The 23032-nt window shown below is 41.2% G+C and carries 19 protein-coding genes; 7 read left to right on the top strand and 12 right to left on the bottom strand.

Features of this window, described 5'->3' with window-relative positions:
* Positions 1–132: 132 nt before the first annotated feature.
* Together gmhB and AABI99_RS05885 are read right to left on the bottom strand one after the other, a co-directional pair.
* Entirely contained in the window at positions 133–696 is a 564-nt protein-coding gene (gene gmhB / locus AABI99_RS05890) for a D-glycero-beta-D-manno-heptose 1,7-bisphosphate 7-phosphatase (RefSeq protein WP_338364380.1), read from the bottom strand.
* Positions 696–1763, bottom strand: coding sequence for a glycosyltransferase family 9 protein (locus AABI99_RS05885; protein ID WP_338364378.1), 1068 nt, complete (start codon positions 1761–1763; stop codon positions 696–698). Before AABI99_RS05885 ends, gmhB begins: the two co-directional genes overlap by 1 nt.
* A 114-nt stretch (positions 1764–1877) precedes the next feature.
* Here AABI99_RS05885 and AABI99_RS05880 point away from each other — a divergent pair, with 114 nt between their 5' ends.
* A complete protein-coding gene (locus AABI99_RS05880; RefSeq protein WP_338364376.1) occupies positions 1878–2600 on the top strand; it encodes a 3-deoxy-D-manno-octulosonic acid kinase in 723 nt (240 codons plus the stop codon).
* On the opposite strand, the gene AABI99_RS05875 is transcribed toward AABI99_RS05880, so the two are convergent.
* On the bottom strand, positions 2589–3671 hold the full coding sequence (locus AABI99_RS05875) for a glycosyltransferase (protein WP_338364374.1): 1083 nt from the start codon (positions 3669–3671) through the stop codon (positions 2589–2591). The genes AABI99_RS05880 and AABI99_RS05875 overlap by 12 nt on opposite strands.
* Entirely contained in the window at positions 3668–4741 is a 1074-nt protein-coding gene (locus tag AABI99_RS05870) for a glycosyltransferase family 1 protein (protein ID WP_338364371.1), read from the bottom strand. The genes AABI99_RS05875 and AABI99_RS05870 overlap by 4 nt, the downstream gene beginning before the upstream one ends.
* Before the next feature lie 211 nt (positions 4742–4952).
* Between AABI99_RS05870 and AABI99_RS05865 the strand changes: the two genes are divergently transcribed.
* On the top strand, positions 4953–6458 hold the full coding sequence (locus tag AABI99_RS05865; protein ID WP_338364446.1) for a capsule assembly Wzi family protein: 1506 nt from the start codon (positions 4953–4955) through the stop codon (positions 6456–6458).
* Between the two features lie 80 nt (positions 6459–6538).
* On the opposite strand, the gene hldE is transcribed toward AABI99_RS05865, so the two are convergent.
* Both hldE and AABI99_RS05855 read right to left on the bottom strand, forming a co-directional pair.
* Positions 6539–7978: a bifunctional D-glycero-beta-D-manno-heptose-7-phosphate kinase/D-glycero-beta-D-manno-heptose 1-phosphate adenylyltransferase HldE gene (gene hldE / locus AABI99_RS05860; protein ID WP_338364369.1), complete on the bottom strand. Its 1440-nt coding sequence runs from the start codon at positions 7976–7978 to the stop codon at positions 6539–6541.
* Positions 7978–8568, bottom strand: a complete 591-nt coding sequence (locus AABI99_RS05855) for an SIS domain-containing protein (RefSeq protein WP_338364367.1) — start codon at positions 8566–8568, stop codon at positions 7978–7980. Before AABI99_RS05855 ends, hldE begins: the two co-directional genes overlap by 1 nt.
* 182 nt (positions 8569–8750) lie before the next feature.
* On the opposite strand from AABI99_RS05855, the gene waaA reads away from it, so the two are divergent.
* Both waaA and AABI99_RS05845 read left to right on the top strand, forming a co-directional pair.
* Positions 8751–10034, top strand: a complete 1284-nt coding sequence (gene waaA / locus AABI99_RS05850) for a lipid IV(A) 3-deoxy-D-manno-octulosonic acid transferase (RefSeq protein ID WP_338364365.1) — start codon at positions 8751–8753, stop codon at positions 10032–10034.
* Complete coding sequence (locus tag AABI99_RS05845) at positions 10031–10579, top strand: DUF1415 domain-containing protein (protein WP_338364362.1); 549 nt, start codon at positions 10031–10033, stop codon at positions 10577–10579. The genes waaA and AABI99_RS05845 overlap by 4 nt, the downstream gene beginning before the upstream one ends.
* Positions 10580–10616: 37 nt before the next feature.
* On the opposite strand, the gene AABI99_RS05840 is transcribed toward AABI99_RS05845, so the two are convergent.
* The 4 genes from AABI99_RS05840 to purL all read right to left on the bottom strand — a co-directional run bounded on the left by AABI99_RS05840 (position 10617) and on the right by purL (position 17632).
* On the bottom strand, positions 10617–10946 hold the full coding sequence (locus AABI99_RS05840; RefSeq protein WP_338364444.1) for a YdbL family protein: 330 nt from the start codon (positions 10944–10946) through the stop codon (positions 10617–10619).
* Between the two features lie 10 nt (positions 10947–10956).
* Positions 10957–11154, bottom strand: a complete 198-nt coding sequence (locus tag AABI99_RS05835; RefSeq protein WP_004588572.1) for a YnbE family lipoprotein — start codon at positions 11152–11154, stop codon at positions 10957–10959.
* Between the two features lie 2 nt (positions 11155–11156).
* Complete coding sequence (locus AABI99_RS05830; RefSeq protein WP_338364360.1) at positions 11157–13613, bottom strand: YdbH domain-containing protein; 2457 nt, start codon at positions 13611–13613, stop codon at positions 11157–11159.
* Positions 13614–13741: 128 nt separating this feature from the next.
* Positions 13742–17632, bottom strand: a complete 3891-nt coding sequence (gene purL / locus AABI99_RS05825) for a phosphoribosylformylglycinamidine synthase (RefSeq protein ID WP_338364359.1) — start codon at positions 17630–17632, stop codon at positions 13742–13744.
* 211 nt (positions 17633–17843) lie between these two features.
* On the opposite strand from purL, the gene mltF reads away from it, so the two are divergent.
* Complete coding sequence (gene mltF / locus AABI99_RS05820; protein WP_338364357.1) at positions 17844–19316, top strand: membrane-bound lytic murein transglycosylase MltF; 1473 nt, start codon at positions 17844–17846, stop codon at positions 19314–19316.
* Positions 19317–19584: 268 nt separating this feature from the next.
* Complete coding sequence (locus AABI99_RS05815) at positions 19585–19749, top strand: hypothetical protein (RefSeq protein WP_338364355.1); 165 nt, start codon at positions 19585–19587, stop codon at positions 19747–19749.
* Here AABI99_RS05815 and tadA read toward each other — a convergent pair.
* A complete protein-coding gene (tadA, locus tag AABI99_RS05810; protein WP_338364353.1) occupies positions 19746–20249 on the bottom strand; it encodes a tRNA adenosine(34) deaminase TadA in 504 nt (167 codons plus the stop codon). The genes AABI99_RS05815 and tadA overlap by 4 nt on opposite strands.
* Positions 20250–20426: 177 nt before the next feature.
* Between tadA and AABI99_RS05805 the strand changes: the two genes are divergently transcribed.
* Positions 20427–21731: an inosine/guanosine kinase gene (locus AABI99_RS05805; protein ID WP_338364351.1), complete on the top strand. Its 1305-nt coding sequence runs from the start codon at positions 20427–20429 to the stop codon at positions 21729–21731.
* Positions 21732–21765: 34 nt separating this feature from the next.
* Here AABI99_RS05805 and glsB read toward each other — a convergent pair whose 3' ends face one another.
* Positions 21766–22689, bottom strand: a complete 924-nt coding sequence (gene glsB / locus AABI99_RS05800; RefSeq protein ID WP_338364349.1) for a glutaminase B — start codon at positions 22687–22689, stop codon at positions 21766–21768.
* Positions 22690–23032: the final 343 nt, after the last annotated feature.

Here is a 23032-nt window from a genome sequence, read left to right as displayed (position 1 = left end):
CAACATTAAAGCTACTGTTTATGGTGGTATGTATTGTAAAAGTTTCACAAGTAAAATGCACGGTTTGCAGCTTATCGCAAACCTGCTAAATGGCAGGAATTCCTGCCACTTTAAGTATATTGAAGATTAAATCTAACCTGTTATAAATGCTGGTAACTCACTCAATGAGTTTATTACTAAATTAGCATGCTGCTGTGCGCTTTCATCAACCCGTTGACCCGAACGCACTAACACGCGTGTAGCAATATGTGCTTTTTGTGCGGCTTGCATATCACTTAATTTATCGCCAACCATAATACTTCGATTAGAGTCTATGCTATGCTCTTTTATACCTTGCAATAACATGCCCGGCTCAGGTTTTCTGCACTCACACGACTTTAAATAGGTTGGTAATGCATTTTTGGGGTGATGCGGGCAATAGTAAACATCAGTAATCTCAATATTATGCGCACTAAATTGTGCTTTCATCCACTGAGTTAACGCTAAAAAATCATCTTCAGTGTAATAGCCTCGACCTATCCCTGATTGATTAGTCACTATGATAATTTTATAGCCTGCATCATAAAATGTTTTACAGGCGCTAAACACACCCTCTATAAATTCAAATTTTTCGCGTTGATAAACATAACCATGATCAACATTTACCACGCCATCTCGGTCTAAAAATAGTGCTTTATTTTTTTCATTTAAGCTCATTATATAGACTCTTTTTGCACAACATGGTCAAACATCGTTTTAACGCTCTCTACTGTTATTTGGCTCATTAAATCATCGCCCTTAACACGTGTTCCCCAAGGCAATTGCTGTGCCGTTTTACCTGTTTGTTTTAGAAGGTTTTGATGATATACCTCAACGACGTAGTCTTGATATAAATATGGACCAGTACGTGCTGGGTTAGAATGCGCATATAAACCAATAACCGGTGTGCCTACTGTAACCGCCATATGTGCAGGCCCTGTATCGGGGGCAAGTACTAAATTAGCCCGCTTAAGCACACATAACAGCTCTTTTAGTTTTGTTTTACCTACTAAGTTTAAAATAGTGCAGTGGCTATGTTTTATAATTTGATTAGCTAAATTAATTTCAAGCTCTGTTGGCCCGCCCGTCAATACCACGTTAAAGCCTTGCTCATGAGCGTGATCAGCAAGCGCTGCATAACGCTCAGGTAGCCAGTTTCGCTGTGCTTTACTGGCCGCTGGCGATATTACAAATAACTTATTTGCCAAATACGCAGGCCCTAACAACTCATCTGCTTTGTTTTTATCAGCTAAGGTATAAGGCATATCCCAAGTAGGTGAATAATCTTTTACTCCGATGGCACCTGCAAAGCCTTTAAATCCCTCTAGCACATGCGCTTCTTTTTGTGCGGCTATGCGCTTGTTAATAAACAGGCTGTGTAACTCTTTTGAACGAGCCCAATCAAAACCTATTTTTACTTTTGCCGGAATACAGCGCGCAACAAAGCCTGCTCTTAATGCGACTTGCATATTAAGTAGTACGTCAAATTGTTGCCCTTTAAAGGTGTCTTTTAACTTTTTAAGTGCCTCTTTACCTTGTTTTTTATCAAAAACAACCAGCTCAACTTCTGGCAAATCGGCAAGTAACATGGCTTCTATTTTGCCCATTACCCAGGTTATTTTTGCATTAGGGTGTGCTTTTTGAATCGCTTGCACAGCACTAACAGCATGACACACATCACCAATGGCAGAGAGTCTTAAAATACAAATTGAGGAGTAATTAGGCACTTGAGTTACACGTTCCATGAGGCTTTAAATAATTACAGACGATCTTAAATTATACTCGCGCTAATGCAAGCACTTATGCTGCGCTATAAAACACGTTAATATACACACACTATTCAATTATTTTAACGAGCTATGTTTAAAACACTAACGCAAGGTAAGCACACTATTTTAAGCCACCCAGATTATTTTAACGACGTTGATTTAAACTGGTTTGATGCAGATTACTGGCAACAGCAAAATAAAATAGTAGGTGCTAAGAAGGGCCGCGCCACTGCTTGGTTTTTTAAACACGATAATTTAACCGCAGTACTTAGGCATTACTGGCGCGGCGGTTTAATTGGCAAATTATTAAGCGATCAATACCTCTACCCAGGGCTTAAAAGCACCCGTGTTTATAAAGAGTTCAGCCTCATGAGCGCGCTTATTGAACTTGGCTTAAATGTACCAAAACCCATTGCCGCTAAAGTAACAACCACTGGTTTAATTTATCGGGGCGATATAATTACTGAGGCAGTAAAAGGAGCTAAAAGCCTGCTCGATGTTTTAATTAAGCGCCCATTGACAGATGATGAGCTAAAGCGCGTAGCCACAACCGTTGCGCTATTTCACTCAAAAGGTGTGTATCACGCTGATTTAAATATAAATAATATTTTATTTAATGAAATGGGCGATGTTTATATTATTGACTTTGACCGCGGCGAAATAAAAACACCGAATATGCAATGGCAACAAAATAATATGGCACGTTTAGAGCGCTCTTTTTTAAAAGAGCAAGGGCGTAACAATGCATTTTATTGGCAAAGTAATGACTGGCAAACGTTATTTGCTATTTATAAAGAGCAATTATCCACATAAAGCTAAATATTGCTGAGCAACCTGCTTAGCCGTTACCTTTTGTAAAATGTCGGCATTATCGACATTAGGCTTAGTGCTTAAAACCAACTCAATTTTAGCCGCTAGCTCTTCGCTATGCCCTACCGGCGCTAAATATTTAGCTAACTCGTTTGTTAAAATTTCGCTTGGCCCAAATGTACAGTTAGTACTTACTACTGGGGTGCCGACAGCTAACGCCTCAATTAATACAGTGGGAAGCCCTTCAAAGTCTGAGCTTAATACCAATGCCTCAGCCTGCTTTATCCAGTTATACGGATTTTGTTCAAACCCAGGCACGATAAGTTGTTTCTCAATACCATACGCTTTAGCAAGCTTAAAAGCTTTGCTAGGCTTGTTACATAAAAGCACCAATTTGTATTTTTTATCAAGCTTTGCAAACGCCGAAAATAAAATATCATGACGTTTTTGCTTTGCTAAGCGCCCAACGTGAATGATATACGGCGACTGTGGAATATGCGCATTAACTTCTTCCGACAAGCGCCTTATATCCGCTAAATTAAAGGGATTATATATAGTGGTGATGGCGCTTGGGCTAATTAAGCACCCTTGTATAATTTCGTGCTCTACCCCTTTAGATACACAAACTAATGACTTCCCATTTAAGTTTTGTTTTGACTTTTTAAGGTAATAATAAGAAAACGGGCCTAACTTTTTTTGCCTCGCAAGCTCTGCATTAACAGAGTTATGCATAACAAAGTGAACATTTTTAATCTGGCTTTTAGCCAATAAGTTATTGCTTCTGTCTAAATTGCTAAGCACTAAATCTATGGGGCCAATTTGTTTTTGTTTGTTGTTAAACCACGCCTCTAGCTTTGCTACGCTTTTATTTATTTTCCAAAAACGATCCACTTTAGTGGCTTTATCCGTGAATAAACTTTCAACCTTAATGCTCGCAGGAATAGTGTATTCATATTTATTAGCCAGCGATAAAATAGTCACGCTATGCGTTTTTACGAGTTGCTGTGCAAGGGTTAGCATCACTTTTTCGGCGCCACCACCGGCTAACGAGTCTATTACAATCACTATATTCATCTATCAGCAGCCATTAGCATATTTTTAACCCCTTGAGTGATTTCTTCATAACCCTGCGCGCTTTCAAGCAAAGCGTATTTTTCTAGTAGCAGGTCAAAATACGGCGCGACTAGTAAAGCGTTGGCTTTATTTACTATGTCTTCAATCTCAAAGTTTGTTTTAATTACCACGCCAGTCTTGGCACACCTTGCTAAGCGCTGTGTTTGATCTTTTGAAATAGCACATGCCACTGCGGGCGTTTTCACTGCAATCGCTTGCAATAACGTGTCGCCGGCGCTTAATAATGCAAACTTTGCTTGCTCCATAAGCGACAAAAACTCATTGTTTTCTAAGGTATCCAAATTTATAACCGTATTCGATACTGGCAACGCTTTATTATAATTAGGCCCAAATACCACGACCGCTTTTAACCCTGTTTGCAATGAAATTTGCTCTGCAGCGGCAAAAAATACATCTGCACAATTTTGATTATCTAGCACATGACCACCAGAGCCTGCGCTCACAATAAAGTAGCCTTGTTCATCAAGCTGATATTTTTTTAACACCTGCTTGGTATCGCACGCTGATGAGAGTGCTATGTATGGGCCTACATTTTTAGGCATAGCTAAAGAAAACATATCTATTTTAGCTTTTTCAGCCCAGCTCAGAGGCTCTATGCAGTAATCAGGCTGTACCACCCAATGGCTGTCAATTAAGTTGATGCGGTTAAGTTTTAAACCTTTTGCTCGCTTTTTCGCATGCTGAGAAATAAACACCACTTTGGCACCTACTTTTTTAGCCGCTTTCATATGAGCAGCGCGCCCTGCACAATCAAATATAACAATATCAGGCTTAAAATCGGCTATAACTTCGCATACTTTATCGCTCTCTTTAGTCGCAGAGTGCTCAAGCAAAGTAGTACTATATGGGCAGTTTTTAGCGTAGTTTGTGTGTTTATTTAAAACAAAATGGATGGTAAGTGAATCAGAGCATTCACTTTCAAGGCTTTGGGCTAGCAACAACGAGCGCATGTATTCACCTATTCCTTGTGGCGATGATACGGGTATAAATAAAAGTCGTTTGTTGCTCATTGCATTCTCTATTTCCTATTTGCGCAGCAGTATATCAACCCCATGGTTTTTACGATAGCTAGGTTACATTTTTATACACAAATTTAATGCCATAAAATAGATTATTTACTGCAATAGCCATGCTAGATTGATAAACTTAGTCGCAATCTTAATCACAAGGATCTGAACTTTGCGAAACAGAATCTTTCTACTTTCTTCTCTTTTTTGCGCTATGAGCGCATCAGTAACAGCAGAGCCCTGGGTAAAGCCAGACGATTACGGTTTACGTGCCGATATACAGCAACTGGCTGATGCCGGTGTAATTTTAGCACCTGTAACCACCTACCCACTCATGTGGAAAAGCTTTATTGGCGAGCTAGAAGCAAGCAAGCTTGAACTTTTATCTCCTAGCCTGCAAGATGCACTGCTACGTGTAAAACATCGTTATAAGTCAGAAAACAGTAGCTCGCACAGTGTGCAACTCTCAGCATTTGCCGCATCAGACCCAATTATAGCCACCAGCTTTGGTGCAACCAACACTCAAGAGTCTGAGCTTTCTGCAGCCTATGCTTTCCTTGGCGATAACTTTGCAGCGAAGGTAGCCGTTAATTACCGAAACGATGGTAAACAATGCTTAGTTGATGGCAAAACAACCGATGATATAGCCACTAACGAGCAAGCACTTGAAGATTGTAACGATACCTCATTTGACGATAGCTACTTAGCCTACCGCTTAGGCAATTGGATTTTTAGAGCCGGTGCCGTAGAGCAGTTTTGGGGCCCAGGTGTTGATAACAGTTTAATTATGTCGGGTAATGCAAAGCCATTACCTGCGTTAAGTGTAACCCGTGAGCAAAGCACAGCGTTTGAAACGCCTTGGTTAAGTTGGCTTGGCCAGTGGAGCTTTACCGCGCAAATGGCAAAGCTAGAATCAACCCGCGTTATTCCTAATGCGTTACTTTGGAGTAGCCGTTTAAACTTTCGTCCAATGCAGCAACTTGAGGTTGCTTTAAGTTGGTCTGCACAGTGGGCCGGTGAAGGCCAGCCTAGCTCAGCAGGTGATTTTATTGATGTGATAACTGGGCAAACTAATTGTATTGATGGTAATGAAAATTGCGATAGTTCATTAGAGTCTAAAATAGGCAACCAGCTTGCCGGTATTGACGTTCGTTGGTCTGATACCTTATTTAGTCACCCTTATGCCATCTACGCAAGTACAATTGGCGAAGATGCCAGCTCGCAATTTAAACCAGCCGACAGAGCATACTTATTTGGTGTGCAAACGACCCAACGCATTTACGATCAAAATGTGCTCGTTAACGTTGAATACATAGACACAGGTGTATCGTGCTCGGCCGAATCAACCAATGAAAACTGCTACTACGAACACTCAGATTATAATTCGGGCTATCGTTACCATGGCCGCACTATTGGCTCAACTTATGATAACGATGCACAGTCAGTCGTGTTAACACTACTTGGCCAACTTTCAAATGGCGATGACTGGCAAGTAAAGCTGCGTAGCGTTGATTACAACAGCGATAATCGCGATCTCTACCCTAACAACCCAGACTTAGGTAATACAATTACCAAAACTGGTTATAACTCAAAACAAGTTGAGCTTCGTTACAGACAACTTGCAATGGGTGGGCGTTTAACGCTGGGGGCTTTTGCATCAAATAACGATGGTGCAGAAAACGACACATCAGCATTTGCTAAGTACGAATATAATTTTTAAAAAGTTATAGGCGTAATCACAAAAAAAGGGTTGAAAACTGCGTTTTCAACCCTTTTTTACTTATAAGCAAATAGTAAATATTACTGCTTTATTTTGCTAATCACCTTAGAGGTAGAACAGCCATCTAAAAAGCTCAGCACTTCTACTTTGCCACCATGGCGCAGCACATGATCGGCGCCCGCTATCTGCTCTACGGTGTAATCTCCCCCTTTAACTAAAATATCAGGGCTTATTTGCTCGATTAATTTAGCCGGTGTGTCATTTTCGTCCTCTCTACCAAAGGGAATGACCCAATCTACAGAGGCAAGTGCACTTAATACCATTGCGCGCTCATCAAGTGGGTTTATAGGGCGCTCGGGGCCTTTTAAACGTGTAATTGAATCATCATTATTTAATCCAACAACGAGTCTATCTCCGCGTGCTTTAGCTTGAGCTAAATAACGTACGTGGCCTGCGTGTAAAATATCAAAACAGCCATTGGTAAACACTATCGTTTCGCCGTTTTGCTTAGCAAATTCAATATGTTGCAGTACATCATCAAATGGAGTTTGGTAGTGTTCGCCATTAATGTGTAAGTATTGGCCGAGCTTTTGACTTAGCTCTTCTGGTGACACTGTTGCCGCGCCTAGTTTACTTACTACAATGCCTGCCGCTAAATTGGCAATTTCTACCGCATCTTTAGGGGCCATACCTGCACCGAGCATCACGGCAAGCGTGGCTATAACAGTATCGCCTGCGCCAGTTACATCGCTTACTTCTAACTGCTGAGCCGCAAAGTCATGTTTTTCATCGGCATTAATTAATGACATACCTTGCTCTGAGCGTGTAAGTAGCATGGATTTAATACCATTTTTGCTAATTAGCTCACGGGCGCTTTGCGCTAAAATTTCTTCAGAGCCTGTTTTACCACCTGCTAAATTAAACTCATGCAAGTTAGGCGTAATGTAATCTGCCCCCTCGTACAAATGTAAGTCTGGCGATTTAGGATCGATAAGCACGGTCTTACCCGCCGCTTTTGCAATACTCACCATCTCCTTAATTAAGCTTAACGAGCCTTTGCTGTAATCGGAGAATACCACAAAGTCGTATTCATCAAGTACTAGCTCTAAGCGATTTAATAGCAACTGGCTATGCTGCTCGCTAAAGGTTTCTTCTAAATCCAAACGCACTAGCTGTTGATGACGGCTAATTACACGCATTTTAGAAATAGTAGGTAAATCGCATACACTCACAAGTTGTGAATGTATTTTTTCACCTTTTAAAATAGTTTCTAAAATTTGCCCACTTTCATCTTCACCAATTAAACCGAGTAAGCCCACTTTGGCATCAAGCCTAGCAATATTTTTAGCTACGTTGGCAGCGCCACCGGCTTTGTCTTCAAACTTGCTTACCTTTACTACGGGTACGGGGGCTTCTGGCGAAATGCGGCCTGTATCACCATACCAATAACGGTCTAACATCACATCGCCCACCACTAAAATGCGCGCTTTAGATAAGTTTTTTAATAGTGATAAATCCATTACTGCTGCTCCGCAACAACCATATCAATCGCTTCACATAACCAATGACCAATAAACATATGCGCCTCTTGAATGCGAGCTGTTTCATCGTTTTTAATAATTATTGGCAGCTTTGCAATGTCTTTGACTTTACCGCCATCACGGCCCGTTAATGCAACCGTAAACGCGCCAATTTTGTTAGCCGCTTCAAGCGCTAAATTAATATTGGCGCTGGTACCTGAGGTTGTTAAACCAATCACTAAATCTTCTGGTTTACACAGGGCCTGTACTTGACGTTCAAATACCGTATCAAAGTGGTAATCATTGCTATGCGCGGTCAGTATAGAAGTGTCAGTGGTCAGTGCGATAGACGCAAGCGGGCCACGCTCTAGCTTATAACGCACAACAAACTCGGCAGCTAAATGCTGAGCATCAGCCGCACTACCGCCGTTACCAAACCAAATAACCTTACCACCAGCTTGCAATGCACTGTGGCACGCTTCTAATAATTGCATAGACTCTTGATGATAAGCCTCCATCGTTTCAAATAAGGCTTGATGACGGTTTAAACTTTCAACGTAGCTTGTTGCCACAGAATCGATAATTGACATGAAAAATTCCTCTAGGAACTGAAATGGCAGGAAAAAATTAAATCCATTATTCCATAGTTTTATTTAGTTGTGTGTATTTTATGGGAATATAGCTGAACTGAATTATAATTTAGTGCTTAACGTGTTCAGAAATTATCACTTTCACGTTAAACTAGCGCCACTTACCTCAATAAAAGTTCAGTATGGCACGTATTTTTTATTCACTCGCTTTAATTTTAATTAGCCCACTGATTATATTTTACTTGTATGTACTCAGAGGTAAAAAAAATAAAGGCTACCGCGCGCACTTTAAAGAGCGCTTTGGTTTTATTAGCAAAGACTTATTTAACAAAGGCGCTAAACCCGTTGTATTTCATTGTGCCTCGGTGGGTGAGGTGCTTGCTGCCACGCCACTGATAAAAGCACTGCAAAAACAAAACCCACTGCTAAATATTGTTATTACCTGTAACACCCCTACTGGGCGTGAGCAAATAACAAATCAATTTAAAAATACCGTGGTGTGTTGTTATTTACCTATAGACTTTGCAGGTTCAAGCGCCCGATTTTTAAAGCGTATAAACCCACAAGCACTGTGTATTTTAGAAACCGAGTTGTGGCCTAACTTAATGGCAATAAGCCACAAAAAAAATATTCCGGTATTAGTACTTAATGCCCGCCTAAGCGAAAAGTCGCAGCAAGGGTATCAAAAAGTGGCAGGTTTAACGCACATTATTATGCGCTCTATTTCAGTGCTTGCCAGCCATAATAAAAATGATGCGAAGCGCTTTATTGAACTTGGTTTACCTTCTTCAAAAAGCCATGTTACAGGCTCAATAAAGTTCGACATTACGCCAAGTGATAAACAACTAACTAAAGTGGCAAATATTAAAGCCGAGTATAAAACCAATGAACGTTTTGTATGGGTGGCAGGCTCTACTCACCCGCTTGAGCACGAAATGGTACTAAGCGCCCATCAACAGTTATTAAAAAAATACCCTAACGCCCTTTTAGTTATTGCCCCGCGCCACCCTGAGCAATTTGACAAAGTAGCCAATACGTTGTCTCAAAGCCCACTTAGCTTTAGTCGTCGCAGTAATAATAACTATCAAAACGAGCAAGTACTATTAGCTGATACACTTGGCGAGTTACAGTGTTTATATGGCGCAGCGAATGTAAGTTATATTGGCGGCAGTTTAATTCGCCGGGGTGGACACAACCCACTTGAAGCGGCTGCTTTTTCGGTTGGTGTTATTACAGGCCCATATACGTATAACTTTGATCATATCTATCCTGAGTTAATTAAGCTAAAAGGGGCTGTCGTTGTTGAAAACAGCGATGAACTCGCCGCGCAACTTATTAACTTAAGCCAAAACAGCAAAGCATGCCAAAGTTTAGGAATTAAAGCGCAGCAATGTGTAGTAAAAAACCAAGGCGCCATTGAAAAAACATTAAGCATTATAAATCAGTATTTAGAGCCAAAAGCATGACTCATCAAGCAATTGTACAAACCCGCGAATGGGTATCATCTGTTATTGTAAAATATAACTTTTGCCCATTTGCCCGCAAAGAAGTAGAAAACAACTGTATTCATTATGTGCTTAGTTCAGCAGATAAAATTGATGACGCTGTAATGGACATGCTAGAGCAGTGTGTGCAGCTGGATCAAAATTCCGAGCGCGAAACCACATTAATTCTGTTTAATAACGGCTTTAGCGATTTTGAAGACTTTTTAGATTTAGTCGATTTAGCCAATGCCCTACTGGTAGCACAAGGCTTTGAAGGTAAATACCAAATTGCTAACTTTCACCCCGATTACGTGTTTGCCGACAGCGATGAGGAAGATGCGGCCAATTACACCAATCGGGCCCCCTACCCTACATTACATTTAATTCGCGAACTGAGTATGAGCGAAGCGCTTGATAACTATGATGAGCCTGAATCGATACCAGAGCACAATATTAAGCTTGCAAGGCGAAAAGGTGTCGACTTTTGGCAGCAACTTTTAGCAAATATAAAAAAACCGAGCGCTTAAACGCTCGGTTTTTAAGTAATATGTTTAGCTGCTTGTATTACTTTTTAACCCAGCTACCATTCACTTCAATATAGTGGCCACTTTTGGTCTTTTCAATGGTTTTAGCTGCTGCAAGCGCTTCTACTTGAGCAAGCGATAAATTGTTCTTTTTAGCCAGCTTTAAATACTGCGCTTTACGTTTAGCGTTAATTTCTTCAACGACTGCTTTTGCATCGCTGTTTTGTACAACAAGCCCTAAATAACCAGAGCTATCCTCACCCACTAAGCCTTGGTTTTTAGCATCATCTAAGCTAATAGCCCACGCCGAAAACGACAAACAAAGCGCACTTATTAAAGTGGCAATACTTAATTTATTTTTTATAGTCATCATTTTGCTCCTAAAATAATTCACTGTCGTCACTGAATAAGTTATCGAGCTCTTTATCTACTTTTACTCGAATTTCGTGATCTACTTTTACATTTAGATTAATCGTTATCGGCTCTTTTGCTGCTACTTCTACTCTGTGAGTACAGGCGCTTAAAGCGCTAATAGCAGCAAGTGCAATAACGGCCTTAATGCTCAACAAATTTTTCATCATTAGTTTCCTTTTTTAGAGTATTGCTGCTCAACTTTTTGCGTTATTTCGTCGCTGAGTCTCAGCGCTCTTAGCAATGTAATCACGTTTTCTTCGTGATTATAATTAAAGTTAACCTGTTGCTGCTCGGGCTCATTAAACCCTTGTAACTTAACACCTAAGTTTAACCAGCCATCACTTTTAAGCGCTACTGTACTATTAAGTTTTTGTATATCAAGGTTTTTAAGTAACCCTAGAACTGGCTGTAATTCTTGTTGCTGGCGCATAACAGCGTCAAACGCTTCATTATTGCTAATAATAAGCTTCCCTTGGCCTTGATTGGCTAGGCTGCCATTTTTGACCTCAACCCCTGTTTCGTCAAAATAAAATGGCAACACCCCTCTTAGTCTACCTGTTAAAGTAATACCCGACTTATCGTCAAGCGTTATTAATTGACTGGCATCAACATTTTCAAACCTAACATGTGCGGTTTGCTGTGGCTTTAAAAGCATGTATTTATCTAAAGAAAATTTACCTCCCAAAATACCGCCTTCAACATCAAAGGCCTGCGCGCTATTATTAACCACTTTAATATTTCCCGTAATACTTTTAGCTACTGCACCTGCACGTAATTCATTAAGATTAAAGGTAGTAGGAGCAACATTAAGCTGCCCTGAATCGTACTGCCCCTCAAACTGCATGTTAAATCCATTCGCTAAGTAGTCGTTGTAAAGCACACTAGTATCATCAATAGCGAAAGAAAAATTGGCTTTTTGCAAATTAACATCGCCATTAATACGTCCCCTCATCATACCTTCAGTTAATTGAGCTAACGGTTCAAATTGGCTAACGAGTGAATTTAACGAAAGCACACTTTGCTCTGGTATAATCACTTCAAAAGGATGCGCTACCTTTGAAATATGATGATTGGCCACCAGCTCAACACCATTTACTAATACATGATGAGACGCTCTAAGCGCACGACTTTGCAGCCCAGTTGACGTTACGTTTATAGTATTTAAATCGACATTTGGGCTTGTCAGTGTATTTATTTGTGTATTTGCATTTAAGTGAGCAAATAACTCTCCCACACCTAAGTTTGCCCTTGCACTAAGGGTGTTATTAATACCAGTGAGTTTATACTCCTTGTATTGCACGCTTTTAAGCTTACTTTTAAGCATTACTTTTGCGTCGAGCTTTTCATTCATGCTTGCTTCAAGGTTACCTGAGTAGCCGTTAAAAGCGCTACCATAAGCAGCTGCGCTAGCAAAGCTAAACTCAATACGTGCGTTACCTACGGGCTTAAAGTCAATAAGTTGAGTAACTGTAAAATCCCCTTTGGCTTTAATATTATTAGCCTCAGCCGGTAAAAATTCAGGTAAAGAGGTAAGCGTAATATCATAATTACCGCTTAATTGAGCATTTTTAAGCTGCGTACTTAGCGTTATAACATCTATTTCATCTGTATGCAGCTGAGCTTTTAGCTGTGTGCGTGCACTTTGTAACGGTGCAGCAGTATTTATAAACGTATCTGCAAACGCTAAATCTATATTTTGCTTAGCCTGTTCTGCGCTTTTGAGCGTTATTGACGGTAATGTTATCTTGGTATTTGCAACTCTAACTGGGTTAGCTAAAGCCCATCGCCAATTAAGTGGTAGCTGATTTACAGCAAATGACTTGTATGCACTTTCAGGAATAAAAGATTGGCAGTTATTGCTAAGTTGGACATTGTTTTTAAGCTTGCTTGCGTCGATCTCAAGGTTTTGGCTATTTAAATTATAGGTAGCATTTAGCATACCTTTAGTACTATTACTAATGTCGCAGTTTTTAAATTTATAGTCATACCGCGCCTGTAAATTACCAGTGGTGCTCCCTTCTATTCCATTAAAGCTAAATGCTTGCGATGTATTAAAGCTAAGCCCACTTAATAACGCGTTATCTGTTTTAAGTAGTTGCTTCAATAATCCATCATTAACTTTAAGCTGTCCTTGTATCTTATTATTGTAAAGCGTTGCATTTGCGACTAAATCACCACTAATAACAAACTGGTTAAGCGTTGGCTCGGTAATATTTAGCATTAGCGGACGCTTTAAAAGCGCACTGTTTATACTTAGTTGCTCGACTGTAATTGTTGGCCTTTTTTTAGGAAGGGCTAAATCTAAAATTGCTGCTGGACTGCTTTTTTTATTACTTTGTGGAAATGGGTTTAGATTGAGTACCGCATGTTGAATTTCAATATGCTTGGTATTTGCGGTAATACCTGTAACAACAAGTGCTTGGTTTTGGTAACTTAAACACGCTTTTTGTACGTGCACATTTAACTTACTCGTAAGCGAAAAATCTAAGCAGCTTAAGGTAACACCGGCTTTTTTAAGCTGTGGTGCTACAGCCCATTGTAATAATGGCAAACGAAATACATAACCAAGCAATACTATGCTTAGCAATACAGTCCCAACAATTAAACCAACGCGCTTTAACATACTATCCTTAATAAGCTTTCATACCAATCAAACTATTTTTACTTTAATCAAAAAAGGCTGCACAGGCAGCCTTTTTTATTTTACAACTAGATTATGAATCTAGCTTGTATAGGTAGTAATTATGATCACTAGCCTACATTTTTACGTGCGTTGCGGAACATACGCATCCACGGGCTATCCTCTTTCCACTCATCTGGGTGCCATGAGTTAGCAACCGCGCGGAATACACGCTCAGGGTGCGGCATCATGACTGTTGCACGACCATCAGTAGAGGTAATACCGGTTATACCTTCTGGTGAGCCATTTGGGTTAGCTGGGTATTGCGTTGTAGGGTTACCGTAGTTATCTACAAATTTAACCGCTACAGTGCCGCTTTCAAGCGCAGCTTTTGTGGCTGCATCGTTTGCAAACTCAGCATGGCCTTCACCATGAGAGACTGCAATTGGCATACGCGAGCCAGCCATACCACTGAAGAATACAGACGGATTTTCTTGTATTTCTACTAAGCTAAAGCGTGCTTCAAAACGCTCAGATTTATTCGTTACAAAACGTGGCCAATGCTCAGTCCCCGGAATTAGCTCTTTCAATGTTGATAACATTTGACAGCCATTACACACACCTAAGCTAAAGGTGTCTTCACGATGGAAGAAGTTTTTAAACTGCTCGCGCGCCATATCGTTAAACAATATAGACTTAGCCCAACCTTCACCAGCGCCTAATACGTCACCGTAAGAGAAACCACCACATGCCACTAAGCCTTTAAACTGCTCAAGGGTTAAACGCCCCTCGAGAATATCGCTCATATGAACATCTACAGCGGCAAAACCAGCACGGTTAAACGCAGCAGCCATTTCTAAATGCGAGTTAACGCCTTGCTCACGTAAAATAGCCATTTGCGGCTTAGCGCCCGTTGCGATGTACGGTGCGGCTATATCTTCGTTTAAGTCAAAGTTAAGTTTTACGTTTAAGCCAGGGTCTTTTGCATCAAATTTGGCATCAAATTCTTGCTTAGCGCACTCTGGGTTATCACGACGTGCTTGCATTTGGTACGTTGTTTCAGCCCAAATAGTACGAAGTTCGGTACGAGTGTGATTAAGCACCGTTTGCTCACCACGGTTAAATACAATACTATCGTCGCTATTAAGCGAGCCAATCACGTGGCTAATTGCAGCTACACCGTGTTGCTCAAATACAGTATTTACAGCATCTAAGTCGCTGTTAGCAACTTGAATTACCGCACCAAGCTCTTCGTTATAGAGCGCCTCTAGATCTGAACCAGTTAGCGCAGCTAAATCAACAGTCACACCGGTGTGCCCAGCAAATGCCATTTCGGTAACTGTGGTAAATAAACCGCCGTCAGAACGGTCGTGGTAAGCAAGTAGTTTACTATCTGCAACAAGTGCTTGCATAGCATTGTAAAAGCCTTTAAGTAACTCAGGGCTGTCTACATCTGGAGTAACATCACCAAGTTGCTTATAAACCTGTGCCAAGCTTGATGCGCCCATGCGGTTTTTACCTGCACCTAAGTCGACTAAAATAAGCGACGTATCACCTTTATCAGTACGTAATTGTGGAGTAACAGTTTTACGTACATCCTCAACACGGCCAAAGGCAGTAATAATAAGCGATAACGGCGACGTAACTGATTGCTCAGCACTATCATCCTCATTTTTCCATGTCGTTTTCATCGACATAGAATCTTTACCTACAGGTATAGTTAAACCAAGCGCAGGACAAAGCTCTTCACCTACCGCTTTTACAGCTTCGTAAAGGCCGGCATCTTCACCTGGGTGACCCGCTGCGGCCATCCAGTTTGCCGAAAGCTTAATGTTTTCTAGACTACCAATGTTGGCACAGGCAATATTGGTTAGTGACTCTGCCACAGCTAAACGCGCCGATGCACCATAATTTAATAGTGCTGCAGGCGTGCGCTCACCTAGAGACATAGCTTCACCGTGGTAAGTGTCGTACGTTGCAGCAGTAACTGCACAGTTAGCCACAGGTACTTGCCAAGGACCCACCATTTGATCGCGCGCAACTAAACCAGTAACTGAGCGATCGCCAATAGTAATTAAGAATGTTTTTTCTGCAATGGTAGGTAAGCGTAATAAACGCTGAGCAGCCTCGGCTATATCAATCGACTCTGCATCAATTGCCTTACCGGTAAATTGTTTTGAAGTTACATCGCGATGCATTTTAGGTGCTTTACCTAATAATACATCAAGCGGTAAATCAACAGGGCTATTATCAAAGTGGCTATCAGCAACAGTTAAGTGGCGCTCTTCTGTGGCTTCACCTATCACTGCGTACTGGGCACGTTCGCGCTTACAAATGGCTTCAAAACGATCAAAATCTTCTACAGCAACAGCCAGTACATAACGTTCTTGCGATTCGTTACACCAAATTTCGTGTGGAGCCATGCCCGGCTCATCGTTAGGAATATCACGTAGTTGGAACTTACCACCACGGCCACCATCATCTACAAGCTCAGGGAATGCATTTGATAAACCACCTGCGCCTACATCGTGTATAAACGCAATTGGGTTTTTATCCCCTAGTTGCCAACACTTATCGATTACTTCTTGGCAACGGCGTTCCATTTCTGGGTTTTCACGCTGTACAGAAGCAAAATCTAAGTCTTCGTTTGATTGACCCGACGCCATGCTTGATGCTGCACCGCCGCCTAAGCCAATGTTCATTGCAGGGCCACCTAGTGCAATAAGTTTTGCACCTACCGGAATATCCCCTTTTTGAACATGCTCAGCACGAATATTGCCTAAACCACCGGCAAGCATAATGGGCTTGTGGTAACCACGTACTTCTTCACCATTATGGCTTGTTACTTTTTCTTCGTAGGTGCGGAAGTAACCTAATAAGTTAGGACGGCCAAACTCATTATTAAATGCCGCGCCACCTAAAGGGCCGTCCATCATAATATCAAGCGCATTTACGATACGATTAGGTTTACCAAAGTCGCTTTCCCACGGTTGCTCGTAACCCGGAATACGTAAGTTAGAAACAGTAAAACCAACTAAACCCGCTTTTGGCTTAGAGCCGCGCCCTGTTGCGCCTTCATCGCGAATTTCACCACCTGAGCCTGTAGCCGCACCAGAAAATGGTGCGATAGCTGTTGGGTGGTTATGGGTTTCTACCTTCATTAAAATTTCTATGTCTTCTTGATGATACGCATATTCACCTTGCGCATTCGGGAAGAAACGGCCCGCTTTTGATCCCTTCATTACTGCTGCGTTATCTTTGTACGCCGACAGCACATTTTCAGGATTGTGCTCAAATGTATTTTTGATCATTTTAAACAGCGATTTAGGCTGCTCAATACCATCAATTGTCCAATCAGCATTAAAAATTTTATGACGACAATGCTCTGAGTTTGCTTGCGCAAACATAAATAACTCTATGTCGTTAGGGTTACGGCCTAACTTTTTAAAGTTTTCTACTAAGTAGTCTATCTCGTCATCAGCAAGGGCAAAGCCTTGTTCAACGTTTGCCGCAGCCAATGCTTCGCGCCCGCCACCTAATATGTCAACCGATGACATTTCGCGCGGTGAGTCATTGCGGAATAACTGCGCTGCAGAAGCAAGTTCGCTATGCGTTGCCTCGGTCATACGGTCGTGTAATAACGCCGTTACTTGAGCAAGCTGCTCTGCACTTAGTTCACCTTCTATGTAATAAGCAATACCACGCTCAACGCGGTGAACCTGTTTAAGGCCACAGTTATGCGCTATGTCGGTTGCTTTAGATGCCCATGGTGAAATGGTGCCAGGGCGAGGTGTGACTAAAATAAGTGTGTCAGCTGGGGTATGCTCGGCAATAGTTGGACCGTAAGTAAGTAGTTTTTCAAGTTTGGTTTGCTCATCAACACTCAAAGGCGAGGTTAAATCGGCAAAATGAGCGTACTCTGCATATACGTTGGTGACTGGAAGTTGCGATTGTTTGCAACGCGCTAAAATTTTATTAACTCTGAACTCTGAAAGTGCTGGTGCACCACGAAGGATCAACATAGATAATTTCATCCGGGGTTAGGGATTGAACGATATTTTAGGCGGCCATTATAGTCTAAGTAGCGCTCAGTTTTAACTCCAAATTACGCTTTTCATAAAATTAACTTTTTATCTATATAAACGGCATCAAAATACTCAATAAATGCTAAACGCTAAGTGACGCGATTGTGAACTTTTGGTATAACGGGGTATGAGCTTTATGGGGCGGGTTATGTTGAAAGAAAAGCTAATTATTATCATCACTTTAGTTATGTTGTTGTGTGCGTGTAATATGCAGGAGCAACAAACTCAACTAGCTCAAATTAAAGCTCAAAATAAAATACGTGTAGGCACGCTTGCCAGTGCTAGCAATTACTACCAAGCAGTGCAAGGCGAGCAAGGGTTTGAATACGAGCTATCGCAAGCTTTTGCTGACTACTTAGGTGTTGAGCTTGAAATAGTTCCGTTTTTTAACTTATCTGATATGTTTGAGCGCCTTGAAAGCGGCGATTTAGATTTAATAGCCTCAGGCCTCACCTACAATAAAGTGCGTGCACAACAATACCGTTATGGCCCCACTTACAGAACAATTAGCCAAAAGTTAGTTTATAAACAAGGCCGAGTTCGCCCCCGTGAGTTTGACGACCTTGATGGAAACTTTACCGTTATAGCCAAAAGCAGTCACTCTTTAACACTACAAAAAATAAAAAAGACTAATCCAGATTTAACCTGGCAAGAAACCGAAGAACTCGATGAAGAAGAACTGTTACAAGCCGTTATTGATGGCGAGATAGACTATACCCTTGCTGACTCACATACGCTTTCACTGTTTAGACGTTACCACCCTAATCTAAGTATTGGTTTTTCAGTTACGCGAAATGACCCCATAGCCTGGATACTCAACAAATCAAACGACGATTCGCTTTATGCATTGCTAGTGCCCTTTTTTGGTGAGGTAAAGCAAAGCAATCAGCTTTATGTACTCGAAGAAAAATACTTTGGTCACGTGCGTCAATTCAATTATGTTAATACACTTGCATACATTGAAGCTATAAAAGAAACACTCCCCACTTACAGACCTTGGTTTGAACAATACGCAGGTAGCCTTGATTGGCGTTTACTAGCTGCACTTAGCTACCAAGAATCTATGTGGAATCCACGTGCTAAATCACCTACAGGTGTAAGAGGTATTATGATGCTCACACGTAGTACTGCTAAGCAAGTGGGTGTGACTAATAGGCTAGAACCTGAGCAAAATATCCGTGGGGGGGCTAAATATTTAGCAAAATTGGTCAAACGTATACCCGACAGAATTCCACAGCCCGACCGTACATGGCTTGCTCTAGCCGCTTATAATGTTGGCTGGGGGCACGTTAACGACGCACGTATAATAACCGAGCAGCAAGGAGCAAGCCCTGATAAATGGGCTGATGTTAAAAAGCGCTTACCCCTTTTAATTAAAAAGCGTTATTACCGTAAAACCCGTTATGGTTATGCGCGTGGAGATGTTGCAGTAAAATATGTTGATAACATCCGCAGGTACTACGATGCACTCGTATGGCTTGATGAAAATAATGCTCTAGCACCAGAGCCGGCAGCCGAACCTGAAGCACCTAAAATTGAAGAAGCAGCTCAACCAAGTAAGGAGTCTATAAACAACAATAAAACCGAACTCAACTCTTCACCAAAAGAAAAAAGCAAGTAAAGTGATGATAATGCGCGGTCGTTGCAATAAAGCGTGTATGTTTGCGTATAAACCTCAAATCCCCTTGTAAATAAGTGGGTATAAAACGCGAGAACTAAAGGTTGCATACGTGGCTAAACAATCTGTATTTCGTGCCATTACTTTTATACCAAAGTTAAAAATCTGTTTACTTGTCATAAAATGATCACTAATGTGTGTTTATAGTATATTTACCTAATTTTAAATATATATCTTGTGCCTTTCTCACTCTCACGCATTAGGAGAAGACATGCTAAAACGTAGACGCACGCAAAAACTAAAACGAAATATTATCCATTCAACAGCAACTAGACGTCGCATTATGCTGCGTAACTTACACAAAAAAATTATTTGGCGGCGTCGAATGTTTGCTATGCAACAAATGATAGAAGCAGACCCAAAGACAGTTAACTAGCCGCTTATTTTTTTAGCTGCTCTTTTAGCCGCTTTAATTTGTTCTCGGCGTTGTTTGAAAAACGCCGAGATGGTACTGCCACAAGTTTGGCCAAGTACCCCACCTGTTACCTCTACCTGGTGATTTAACCTAGGCTCTTGCAATAAGTTCATGATTGAACCAGCCGAGCCCGTTTTAGCGTCTGGCGCACCATACACAAGGCGTTTTATTCTACTATGAACTAATAACCCCGCACACATCGAACATGGCTCTAAGGTAACGTACAAAGTACAATCAATTAAACGGTAATTATTTAAAACTTTTCCTCCTTCACGCACAGCAATCATTTCAGCATGCGCAGAGGGGTCATTATCAGTAATTGAACGATTATAACCCACGGCGATAAGCGTGTTATCTTTCACAAGGACAGCGCCTACTGGAATTTCGCCCAATTGCTGCGCTTTATTGGCATATACTAATGCCTGCTCCATCCAATATTCATCGCTTTTAAGATCGGTCATAATGCTTACTTTAAATAATTTTCTGTCGTTATTATATCAACTTGCTTGTTTAAAATGCGTAATTGAGTAAATTATTGCAAAAATAAAACAAAATAATATGGTTTATCGTGGCTCATAGAGTGTGATTTACGCTATAATCTCACGCTTTTTTTATTTAGCTCACAACACAGGTAGCAAATGAAATTTCCTGGACGCCGCAGACATAAACATTATTTTCCAGTGGAAGCTAAAGATCCACTAACCAATCAACTAAACGCCACAGAGCGATTACAACGTAGCTACATTACGGGTATCGATCAGATCGTTGTTGATATTGAAGCCAAAGTCGATCAGGCTTTTTTAGACGAGTTTCAACTTCGCCGAGGAATGTCGCAAGTTATTGATAGCGATATTACCAATGCACTTTACGACCGTTTAAAACTAAACGACATGGTTGATTACGAGTTTGCCGGTGGCACCATTGGTAACACAATGCATAACTACTCAGTACTTGCAGATGATCGTTCAGTTTTGCTTGGTGTTATGAGTGAAAACATAAAAATAGGCAGCTACGCTTATCGCTTTTTATGTAACACATCAAGCCGCGTTGATTTAGACTATTTACAGCCAGTAGACGGACCTATTGGTCGTTGTTTTACTTTAATTGATGAAACAGGCGAGCGTACATTCGCCATTAGCGCAGGCTTAATGAATCATCTTAAGCCAGAGTCTATCGATAAACACTTAATTGAGCAGTCATCAGCACTTGTGATCAGCGCCTACCTAATGCGTACGCAAGGCGATGAAACAATGACTGAAGCAACCATGCAAGCAGTTAAATATGCTAACGATGCAGGTGTACCGGTAGTTTTAACACTCGGCACTAAGTTTCTAATCGAGCAAGATCCTACCTGGTGGGCTAACTTCGTCAACGAGCATGTTGATATACTTGCCATGAACGAAGAGGAAGGACTGGCAATTACTGGCTTTGAAGATCCACTATTGGCCGCAGATAAAGCACTTGACTGGGTAGACTTAGTTATTTGTACCGCCGGCGAAAAAGGCTTATTTATGGCCGGTTATGTTGATGAGAGCTTCAAGCGTGCAACCGAGTACCCGCTTTTACCAGGAGCCATCCCTGACTTTAATCGCTATGAGTTTTCTCGTGCAATGAAAAAATCTGATTGCGAAAACCCAATAAAAGCGTACAGCCATACAGCACCATTCATGGGGGGGCCCGATTCAATCAAAAACACCAATGGTGCGGGCGATTGTGCATTGGCTGCCGTGTTACACGATTTATCAGCAAATGTTTATCATAAATTAAACGTTGCGAACTCGGCAAAACACGAACAAAAAGCCATTACTTACTCTTCTCTTGCACAAATTAGTAAATACGCTAACCGTGCAAGTTACGAGGTATTAGTACAGCACTCTCCACGTTTATCACGTGGCCTACCTGAGCGCGAAGACTGCCTAGAGCAAGTGTACTGGGATCAATAAATAGGGAGTATTTGTTACCCCCTATTGCGGTGTTTTAAAAAATCGAAATGTCGAGCTTTTTAGATAGCAGCTCTAATGCTGCTATCCCCGCCACCGAATTGCCAAACTCATTAAGCCCTGGAGAATATACTGCCACTGTAAATTTACCCGGTAGTACCGCTAATATAGTGCCTGACACACCTGACTTTCCTGGCATGCCCACTCTGTAGCCAAAGTCCCCTGCCGCATCATATAAGCCGCTGGTGAATAAAATTGAATTTAACTGCTTATTCTGACGGCTGCTTAAAACTTGTTTGCCAGAGCTATAGTCGATCCCTTTATTGGCTAAAAAATTATACGCTCTAGCGAGCTCAATACAGTTAAGCTCAATGGCACAAAAATTAAAGTAAGACCAAAGCACGTCATCTACATCGTTTTCAAAATTGCCAAACGACTTCATTAAGTGTGCCATTGCTGCATTTCTATGCCTAAATTCGTACTCTGAGTTCGCCACTTTTTTATCAATTACGATCGCACTGTTACCGGCTAGCAGCCTAAACGTTTCAAGCATTGAATGGCGAGGTGCTGATAAACGACTGTATAAAGCATCGCACGTCACAATCGCACCAGCGTTAATAAAAGGGTTACGAGGTACTCCTTTTTCAAACTCTAACTGAGTAAGAGAGTTAAACGCAGTACCAGAGGGCTCTTTGCCAACACGATGCCAAAGTTCGTCACCATAACGCTGCAGCGCCATCGTAAGCGTCATCACTTTAGAAACTGACTGAATTGTAAAACGTGTTGAGCAATCGCCGGCGCAAATAGTTTCACCATCGGTAGTATAAATAGCTATAGAGAATTGTTCTGCTGAGACCTCAGCAAGTGCAGGAATATAATCAGCAACTTTTCCTTGTGCGAGCAAAGGGCGCACTTCATGGGCTATTTCATCAAGTACAGTTTGATAGTCAGCAGTTGGCAATTGACACCTCTAATTTGATATTTATAAAAACTAAATTTTAACACGTGCAACTTCTGAACGCCTAGCTATGTTACATGAATAAAATAACAGAAGAGCATGAACTTAGTATTGATATAATTGATATGTTTCCATTAAAACAAGCTCCCTTACAAGCCCTATTGAATACGCAAAAACGAGCACTGACTTCTGCGACCAAGTACTACTTAAGTTGATAGCTGTGCCAATACGCAATATTACCTAACCACTTTGCAGCCAAATATTGTCGCTCACTTTTAAGTCAGAAATATTTAATACCAATCGACTTAAAAATTTGATCTAATATGCGTATTCAAACTTATTCTTT

Source organism: uncultured Pseudoalteromonas sp. (assembly GCF_963922945.1).
Classification (GTDB): domain Bacteria; phylum Pseudomonadota; class Gammaproteobacteria; order Enterobacterales; family Alteromonadaceae; genus Pseudoalteromonas.
This window is presented reverse-complemented; position numbering and strand designations above follow the sequence as displayed.

Coding starts and splice junctions, on each gene's coding strand:
- gmhB (WP_338364380.1), bottom strand. CDS start 696: ATGAGCTTAAATGAAAAAAATAAAGCACTATTTTTAGACCGAGATGGC.
- AABI99_RS05885 (WP_338364378.1), bottom strand. CDS start 1,763: ATGGAACGTGTAACTCAAGTGCCTAATTACTCCTCAATTTGTATTTTA.
- AABI99_RS05880 (WP_338364376.1), top strand. CDS start 1,878: ATGTTTAAAACACTAACGCAAGGTAAGCACACTATTTTAAGCCACCCA.
- AABI99_RS05875 (WP_338364374.1), bottom strand. CDS start 3,671: ATGAATATAGTGATTGTAATAGACTCGTTAGCCGGTGGTGGCGCCGAA.
- AABI99_RS05870 (WP_338364371.1), bottom strand. CDS start 4,741: ATGAGCAACAAACGACTTTTATTTATACCCGTATCATCGCCACAAGGA.
- AABI99_RS05865 (WP_338364446.1), top strand. CDS start 4,953: ATGAGCGCATCAGTAACAGCAGAGCCCTGGGTAAAGCCAGACGATTAC.
- hldE (WP_338364369.1), bottom strand. CDS start 7,978: ATGGATTTATCACTATTAAAAAACTTATCTAAAGCGCGCATTTTAGTG.
- AABI99_RS05855 (WP_338364367.1), bottom strand. CDS start 8,568: ATGTCAATTATCGATTCTGTGGCAACAAGCTACGTTGAAAGTTTAAAC.
- waaA (WP_338364365.1), top strand. CDS start 8,751: ATGGCACGTATTTTTTATTCACTCGCTTTAATTTTAATTAGCCCACTG.
- AABI99_RS05845 (WP_338364362.1), top strand. CDS start 10,031: ATGACTCATCAAGCAATTGTACAAACCCGCGAATGGGTATCATCTGTT.
- AABI99_RS05840 (WP_338364444.1), bottom strand. CDS start 10,946: ATGACTATAAAAAATAAATTAAGTATTGCCACTTTAATAAGTGCGCTT.
- AABI99_RS05835 (WP_004588572.1), bottom strand. CDS start 11,154: ATGAAAAATTTGTTGAGCATTAAGGCCGTTATTGCACTTGCTGCTATT.
- AABI99_RS05830 (WP_338364360.1), bottom strand. CDS start 13,613: ATGTTAAAGCGCGTTGGTTTAATTGTTGGGACTGTATTGCTAAGCATA.
- purL (WP_338364359.1), bottom strand. CDS start 17,632: ATGTTGATCCTTCGTGGTGCACCAGCACTTTCAGAGTTCAGAGTTAAT.
- mltF (WP_338364357.1), top strand. CDS start 17,844: ATGTTGAAAGAAAAGCTAATTATTATCATCACTTTAGTTATGTTGTTG.
- AABI99_RS05815 (WP_338364355.1), top strand. CDS start 19,585: ATGCTAAAACGTAGACGCACGCAAAAACTAAAACGAAATATTATCCAT.
- tadA (WP_338364353.1), bottom strand. CDS start 20,249: ATGACCGATCTTAAAAGCGATGAATATTGGATGGAGCAGGCATTAGTA.
- AABI99_RS05805 (WP_338364351.1), top strand. CDS start 20,427: ATGAAATTTCCTGGACGCCGCAGACATAAACATTATTTTCCAGTGGAA.